We start from the raw sequence: 8632 nt of genomic DNA on the forward strand, positions 1-8632 counted from the left end.
GGTACTATTAGGGATCAAAAAGGTGAGACTCTCCCGGGTGTGACAGTTAAATTGAAGGCAAACTCACAAGTGAACTCTTCAACTGCAGGTGTAAGCTCGGATTCTTTTGGAAAGTACTCCATCAGTATTCCTGACTTGAATTCAACCTTGATATTTTCCTTTATTGGAATGCAAACTAAAGAAGTCGCTATATCTGGTAGAAGTGTTGTAGATGTGGTGTTGGGAGAGAATGTAGCAACTTTAAACGAAGTTGTAGTTATCGGATTTGGTTCGCAGTCCAGAGAAACAGTCACAACCTCAATTTCAAAGCTTGATACGAAAGTATTGGAAAATATCCCTTTTTCAAATGCTGCCGCAGCCCTTCAGGGGACCGTTTCTGGTGTAAGAGTACAAAGTACTTCTGGTCAGCCTGGAGCAGCTCCTCGTATTATGATCAGAGGCGGGACTTCAATCGAAAATCCCAATGGATCAGCTCCCTTGTATTTAATAGACGGTGTTATCAGAGCTAGTATGAATGATATCAATTCTGATGATATTGAGTCCCTGCAGATTCTGAAAGATGCAGCTGCAACTTCAATTTACGGAGCGAGAGCCTCGAACGGAGTTGTAATAATTACGACTAAATCTGGCAAACCCGGCAAATCACAAATTTCTTATAATACTGACGTAACATTATCAAATGTGGTTAATGATTATGATCCTATTTCTGCAAAGGATTTTATCTATTATCAGAGAATGGGGATTGCAGCAATTGGTGCATTCTTCCCGGCTGATCTAAACCAGCTTTCCTCTGCAACGAGTGCCGGGACAGGGAACGATCTAACCAATCGAACTGCTTATACAACTCAATACCTCTCCCCGGCAAATCAGCATAAATTAAATGAAGGATGGCAGAGTATGCCTGACCCTGTAGATCCAACTAAAACCATTATTTTTCAAGAAACAAACTTCCAGGATATATTATTTAGACAGGGGATATCTCAAAACCATTCAATCTCAGCATCAGGAGGGGTAGAAAATGCCACATTTAATTTAGGTGTTGGATACCTCACAAGTGAGGGGGTGGCTATTAAATCAGATTATAATAGGCTTTCACTAAATTTTAACGGAGATCTTAAAATAAAAGATAATTTTAAAGCTTTTGGCCGACTATTGTACTCAAATTCGCGGACTAACGCTGTTGATGGCAGCAACATTTTCTCCCTTGCTCAGGGGCCACCAAGGACTACTAAAAGATATTTTGAAGATGGAACGCTGGCTCCTGGAGCGGCAGGAAGTGGAAGTGCTGAATATTTGCTAAATACATTTGATAGGAAAAGTGGCTTAAGTGATCTGACTATGGCAATAGGGGGGAATTGGAATATCCTACCGGGATTATCATTTAACCCACAAGTGTCTTTATTTACTAATACCGCCGATGGAAGAAGTTTTACAAAAGCATACTTTAACGGTCCCACTAACTTTGTAAATACTCGAAATGCGTCTGGTACTCATTCCAAGCGTTTACAAACACAGGCAGATGCTGTATTATCCTATAAGAAGCTTTTTAGTAATGTGCATAACATTGATGTGACAGCCGGGTTCTCCTATTTTGGGACACAAAGCACTTCATTGAGTGCAAGTGGCCGAGGAGCAGCATCAGATTTAATCCCAACACTGAACGCTTCAGCTCAACCCATCTCTGTTTCTGGCTCTGAATCTGAGCAGATAGTTATGGGGTATTTTGGGAGGATTAACTACGATTTTAACCAAAAATACCTTCTGTCACTAAACATCCGATACGATGGTGCTTCTAACCTGGGTAAAAGTCATAAATGGGGCATGTTTCCAGGAGTTTCATTAGGTTGGAATGTGCATAAGGAGAACTTTTGGAAGGTGTTTCCGGAAAATTTCGCTCAGTTGAAATTAAGAGGAAGTTATGGAGTTAACGGGAATATTTCTGGTCTTGGCCCATATCAGGCTCAAGGACAGTATAGTGTAGGCGCTCTTTATGGAGGTGCTCCGGCAGTTGTAAACACCATACTCGCAAATCCCGAACTTAAATGGGAGGAGTCGGTAACATTAAATGGTGGATTTGATCTCGGATTATTCAACAATCGGGTTAGTATTCTTTTTGACACTTATCGACGTGAAACTAAAAACTTGATAACTGGACTTACTTTGCCACATTCAACAGGATTTGCTAGCGTTCTAACGAATTTAGGAACATTTGAAAATAAAGGGGTAGAAGTAGAACTATCAGCTAGTGTTTTGTCAAATTCATCACCACTTAGATGGGACGTTGCTTTTAATGCTTCAAAAGTTAAGAGTAAAATACTTAAGCTTCCAAATAACAATGTCGAAAACAACAGAGTTGGGGGCATTTATGTTTGGGATCCCAATAGAGGTGATTATGCATGGTTAGGGGGGCTTCAAGAAGGAGGACGTGTAGGAGATTTATTTGCTTATAAGCAAGTAGGTGTATATTCAACCAATGCCGAAGCTGCAAAAGCACCATTAGATGAAATAATTCCAGGGGTTAATAAAACAAAATATGGAGGAGATGTTAATTGGATGGATCTTGATGGCGACGGAAAGATCAATGCCAACGACAGAATGTATATGGGCAATATGTTTCCCACATTGACTGGCGGTTTTACAAATTCTCTTAGCTATAAGAATATTAGTTTCACAGCCCGATTGGATTATACAACAGGCCACACAATTTATAATTATCGGAGAGCTAGTACGGTTGGACAGTTTTCAGGTAATGAAGGCCTATCAAGTGAATTGCTTAGATCATGGCAAAAGGAGGGAGATATCACCGATATCCCTAAATTCTATTGGGCAGACAAACGTGCAAACAATATAATAAGGGGAAATTCTGAGTATTATGAATCTGGTGATTATCTGGCACTTAGAGAGGTAACTTTAGCCTACAATTTCCCTGTCAAGTATCTTCAGAAGCTTAAAATCTCAAGTTTAAGATTCAATGTTACAGGTCATAATCTGCATTATTTTACCAAGTATAAAGGAGTGATTCCTGAAGATGGAGATACAGATATGGGTAGGTATCCAATGCCAAGGAATATCATATTTGGCGCAAAAATTATTTTTTAATGTCAATAGAAAGTTAAGATCATGAAAAAGTTATATATACACTATTTTTTAATTATCATTTTGTCAATTTCTTCGTGTACGAAGGACCTTGAACTAGCACCTGTTAGTCAAATTTCTAATTCAAACTTCTGGAAAACGGAAAATGATGCGAAGGCAGGACTCTATTCAATGTATGTAAGGTTAAGACTTCCGGCAGCCTCAAGTTTTTTTGTTTGGGGAGAAGGTAGAAGCGATGTAATGGGACCGAGTTATTTAGGGGCTACTGCGGGGTTTGAGATATATCATTGGAATACATTGAATAAGTCAAATGTGGCAGCTACATTAAATGGAGGTAACGTTACCTGGAGCGAACTATATACGGTACTCCATGATGCAAATTTGATTCTTAAGAATGTTCCAGATATTGAGTTTGCTTCTGAAAATGAGAAGAAAGATATTTTGGCACAGGCCCATACTATGCGTGCTTTCATCTATTTTGTAATGGTTAGGACTTGGGGTGGTGTTCCATTAGTGACCGAACCAACAGAATCTGTTGATGCAGAATCAATCCAAAAACCAAGAGCATCTACGGAGGAGATATTTAAGTTTATTAAAGATGAAATAGATAAAGCCAACGCTCTCTTCTCAAGTAATAATTTTACAACCGGTAGGAACTTATGGTCAAGGCCAGCATTAAATACCTTAAAAGCGGATGTTTATTTATGGACTGGTAAAAGGCTGAATGGTGGTGCTGCTGATTTTAATACAGCGCTATCAGCTTTAAACGAAGCACAGAAGGGTGATTTGACCTTATTGAGTAATTTCCACTCTGTCTTTGCTTATAATAACAAAGGAAATAAGGAAATAGTAATGGCTGTAAATTTCAATGAGTTGGAGGTTACGGTGGCCACTCAACGTACAGGAACTCGTTTTATGTATATTCATTTGCTCCCAACCAATATTGACCAGTCAACACGTGATTCTCTTGGTGTTACTAGTCCAAATGGTGGGTACTGGGGTCCAACTCAAGAAATTTGTAGTCAATTTTCTAAGGATGATCAACGAAGGAATGCTTCTTTTATTCAGGTTTATACATTTGACGCAAACAAGAAGTACAGTTATTACGCTTCATTGGTTTATAAATTCAGAGGTTTGGAGGTGGCTGGAAGAAGAGGATTTTTCGATGATGTAGTCCTATACAGATATTCAGATATTTTATTGATGAAAGCTGAAGCAAAAAATGCGCTGGGTCAGGATCCTTCTCCCGAAATCAATCAAATAAGAATGAGGGCATTTGGTACGAAGTTTAGCGCCAATACGTTTGTGAATGGTTCCAAAGCATCCAATGATGAAGCGATACTCCAGGAGCGTTTATTAGAATTTATTTTCGAAGGAAAGCGTTGGTATGATCTTGTAAGATTCGGTCAAGTGTTTAACAAGGTTCCTACACTTAAGGGTAGAGCAAACGAGGAGCATTTGCTGTTGTTCCCAATTTCAGAGGTAACACTAAGTTTAGAGCCTCTGGTTAAGCAAAATCCAGGTTGGTAATACCTTAATTTACTATCAAAAATCATTTGAGAGAACACTAGTTAGTTTAAAATCAATTTAGTTCTATAGAGGCTTTAAAATCATAGGGATGAAAATTCGTACACTTTTATTAATCATTTCATTTTCTCTTTGGAGCAAACAGAATACTATTGCCGCTACAAAGTCTAAATTTTATAATGTAGATACCCATAACACCCCGGGGGGGGAGGGTCCGGCGAATATTGGATCAATAGAGCCTAAATCGAGTTTTACCGATAAGTATGCGACCGATTCTGTTAAATATCCAGTGCATGTTTTTTGCGGAACAGGGGATCATTTGTGGGTGGATGAAAGAGAGCCGGTCGATTCCCGCAAATCTGTCGCTTCAATGTTGGAATGGATGTCGAAAACCTATGGAGTTAAGCGAATATATTGGCGTGGGGGACAAGAGGGGCTCTGGCAGGAGCATTTTAAAATTGGGAAGGAAACGGTTGAAAACTATGATTACAAACAATGGTCCGACTATGTATATGACAAACAGAAGGTGAATAAAGCTGTTGTTAAATCAGCCAAAAGAAATGGTATGGAGATATTTCTTTACGATGGGCTCTTTGAGCATGGCGTCCAACCTGATGTAGGAATTATAGGGCCGCATTTGTTTGAAGATAAGTTGCGGATTGATCATCCAGAGTGGGCGCCACTAGATCGTTGGGGTGAGCGGAGATCACCAGGACCACTTTCTTTCAGCTATCCTGAGGTACGTAAAATACTTGTTGACCGCTATGTAAACTACGTTGTTGATAATGGGTATGATGGTATTAATTTTTATACTTATGTTGAAAATTGGGGGCTTCGTTATCTTGACGAGTTCGGGTTTAATCAACCAATTGTTGACGAATTCAATAAGCGCTACCCTAATGTAGATTTGCGTAAGGACAAACTTACCGATGAGCACAAATTGTATTGGTATAAATGTCGGGGAAAATTTGTTACCGAGTTTATTAGAGAACTACACAGAGAGTTAGCAAAGAATGGTAAGAAATTATCAATGATTCTTGACTCCAAGAAACCTGAATATGCACAGCCTTGGTGGAGTAGAATTATGCCGGGAGCTGGAATGATTTACTTGGATTGGGAAACCTGGGCAGAGGAGGGGATTGTCGATGAGTTCTGGGTTCAGCTTGGTAATGCAAAAGACCAACAGGTGGTTTTGGATAGACTGATAGAAAAGTGTAAAGATAAACCTGTTAAGCTGACAGTCCGCACCCCAGATCCATTTGCATCCTATTGGGACAAATATGTGGCAGCAGGAGTTACACCAATAGCAGTAATTACCTGGGCTAATAATGGGATAGAAAAGTTTTCTCTGGAGCCTACAAGCTTAAGTACATTAAATAGTAAAGATTGGAAATTGCGTTTACAGACGCTTGACGATATTATTTTAGGAAAAATTAATGTTGACAGTAAATCTGTAGCACCTTTAACCAAGGATCAGAATGTTCTTGTTCGGCGGAAAGCCCTTCTGGCACTTTTAAAAATTGGAGCAACTGGTGAGGAGGCAGTGATTGAAAGTTCACTCAAAGATAAGGAGTCTAGTGTAAGGATCGCAGCGGTTCGGGCACTTAAAAGTAGTAATGGCCCTGAGTCTGTTCCTCGGATCCTAAATCAGGTGGCACGAAGTCCCATTTTTCCATATAAAAATGCGAGCGCTGAGACTCTGGGCTCAATTGGTGAAAAGGCTTTGCCTATACTAGTGTACAACCTAGACAATCGTAGCAGTCATGTACGCGAAGTTTGTGTTCGTTCAATTTCCAATATTAAAGATAAAAACTTTGATTCTATTGAAAGCTTGTATAATCCATTGCGTGGTGTTCTAAATAACAACTTAGAAGATTATAGGGTGCGATGGTGGGCTGTTCGGGGATTACTAGGCTTAAATAATCAGATGTCAGTTAAACAAAGAGAGGAATTCGTCTTTGACCTTATTGGTATTATTAACAGTACTAACGATGCCTCACTTCAAATGCAAGCCGCCACAGCATTAGGCGAGATGAACAATAAAATGTACCAAGCTCAAAGAGAAATCAGCCTGAAAACTTTGGCTAAACTCTTTCATGAGTATGGAGATAACAGTAGCCGAGTTGATGCTGCATTTGGCTGGCGCATTGTCGGTAATTCCATTAGAGATTTTGGCACACCCGGTATGAATATTTTGGAACAAATGCGTAAGCAAACTTCCGATAAGTGGTTGGCTTGGGTGGCATATGAAGTTTTGTATGTATTTCAGAAGGCGACAACTGAAAATACAGGTTTTAACCTGATAGACGAAGATACTGCAATCAATAACCATAATAAATTTGCTCCAACTTTCCCCGGTTGGAGGAAATGGTAATAAAAATGTAATCAGCTTATTTATTAAATAATACTACAAAATATCAAAGTCCTTGGCCACGGTAGCATTCTGATTAGGGAACTATTGTTGCTATTTTCAAAAGAAAAAGTAATGATTGTATTCCAACTCTTGAATGTAAGAACCAAATATTTTTAACATGAATGATTTCAACATACGTAGCGGATTAATTTATCGGAACCCACGGCCACACGTGACTAGCAAACAAGCGTATTTTCCCTCGGTTGTACTACTTGACAATGGGGAAATGTTAAGCTCTATAGTTATTGGTGAAGCATTTGAATCAGTGAATTCAGACACTTATATACTAAGATCAACAGACCTGGGGGAAACTTGGAGTCAACCACTTCCACTCTTGTCTCAAGATCATAAATTTTTATGTTCTAATACAACCAGGATCTCCAGCCTTCCTTTGGGTGAAGTTGTTGCCTTTGTAGTAAAGAGTCATCGAGAATCACATCCTGAAGAGGGTTTGGCCAATCCTGATAATATTGGATTTGTTCCTACAGATTTACTGATTATTCGTTCTCATGATTATGGTAAGACATGGGGAGAGCCATATGAAATTTCTCCCCCTTTAATAGGCCCATCCTTTGAGTTATGTAGTCCAATTGTGGTATTAAAAGATGGACGCTGGTTTTGGCCTACAAGTACCTGGAGGGGTTGGGATGGTGACTGTCCAAACGGGATGAAGATGATTGTATTAGTTTCATTCGATCAAGGTAAATCATGGCCGGAGTATATAGATGTCATGAATGGAAGTCATAAGAATGTAATTTACTGGGAGAGCAAGGTAATTGAATTGTCTGATGGAAAGTTGCTGGCAATTGCTTGGGCTTTTGACGAAGCTCAGGGTAAAGATTTGCCTAATCATTTTACTTTAAGTTATGATGGGGGGAAAACCTGGAAAGCTCCAATTTCCACTTCAATACAAGGGCAGACTATGGCGATTACCGAACTGCCAGATGGAAGATTATTTACGGTTTACCGAAGAATGGATAAACCTGGTTTATGGTCTACAATTTCCCGACTAGTTCAGGAAAGTTGGGTAAATGAGAATGAAATCCCATTATGGGGTTCGCCGCAAGAGAGTTTATCAGTCAAAACAAATAACATGGTAAACGATTTTAATGAATTAAAATTCGGTGCACCATGTATTACAATCCTCCCCGACAATTCGTTATATATAGCATTTTGGTGTTATGAAAAAATGGTATCAAATATTCGTTGGATTAAGCTTACTATTTAGAAAAGCCTAATTTATCTTATTTCTTACTCATTTAATTAGATGTTATAATGGATAATAATGATTTAGTAAAACTTCATCGTATTGACACCAATAATGCGGGACCCAATATATTGTTGACTGCATGTATACATGGTGATGAATATGAACCAATTCTTGCCCTTATGGGACTGGTTGCAGAATTGCCAGCAATATTGGGATCTGGAAGTGTGACTATTATACCTATTTCAAATGAAAGTGCTTATTTTAATAATAGCAGATATGGTAAAGATGGATTAGATCTGGCAAGGACATGTCCGGGTAATCCTATAGGTACTATCACGGAGATAGTTGCATCCAAGATTAGTACACTTATAGGAGAATCAGATTAT

4 protein-coding genes and 1 pseudogene are annotated in these 8632 nt (G+C 39.0%); all 5 read left to right on the forward strand.

Translation table 11 applies throughout. From position 1 onward, the window contains the following. A partial coding sequence (locus tag VGE44_RS08435; RefSeq protein WP_331077912.1) for a TonB-dependent receptor occupies positions 1-3099 on the forward strand: 3099 nt, incomplete at its 5' end. Between the two features lie 60 nt (positions 3100-3159). Further along, positions 3160-4626 carry a RagB/SusD family nutrient uptake outer membrane protein gene (locus tag VGE44_RS08440; protein ID WP_331077914.1) on the forward strand — a complete coding sequence of 489 codons (1467 nt, stop codon included), beginning with the start codon at positions 3160-3162 and terminating at the stop codon, positions 4624-4626. A gap of 88 nt (positions 4627-4714) precedes the next feature. Next, positions 4715-6997 carry a HEAT repeat domain-containing protein gene (locus VGE44_RS08445; protein ID WP_331077916.1) on the forward strand — a complete coding sequence of 761 codons (2283 nt, stop codon included), beginning with the start codon at positions 4715-4717 and terminating at the stop codon, positions 6995-6997. A gap of 265 nt (positions 6998-7262) precedes the next feature. Then, on the forward strand, positions 7263-8264 hold the full coding sequence (locus VGE44_RS08450; protein WP_331077918.1) for a sialidase family protein: 1002 nt from the start codon (positions 7263-7265) through the stop codon (positions 8262-8264). Positions 8265-8311: 47 nt separating this feature from the next. Further along, a pseudogene (locus tag VGE44_RS08455) lies at positions 8312-8632 on the forward strand (succinylglutamate desuccinylase/aspartoacylase domain-containing protein); the annotation flags it as partial.

The sequence above is a fragment of the Daejeonella sp. genome (assembly GCF_036405355.1).
Lineage (GTDB): Bacteria > Bacteroidota > Bacteroidia > Sphingobacteriales > Sphingobacteriaceae > Daejeonella.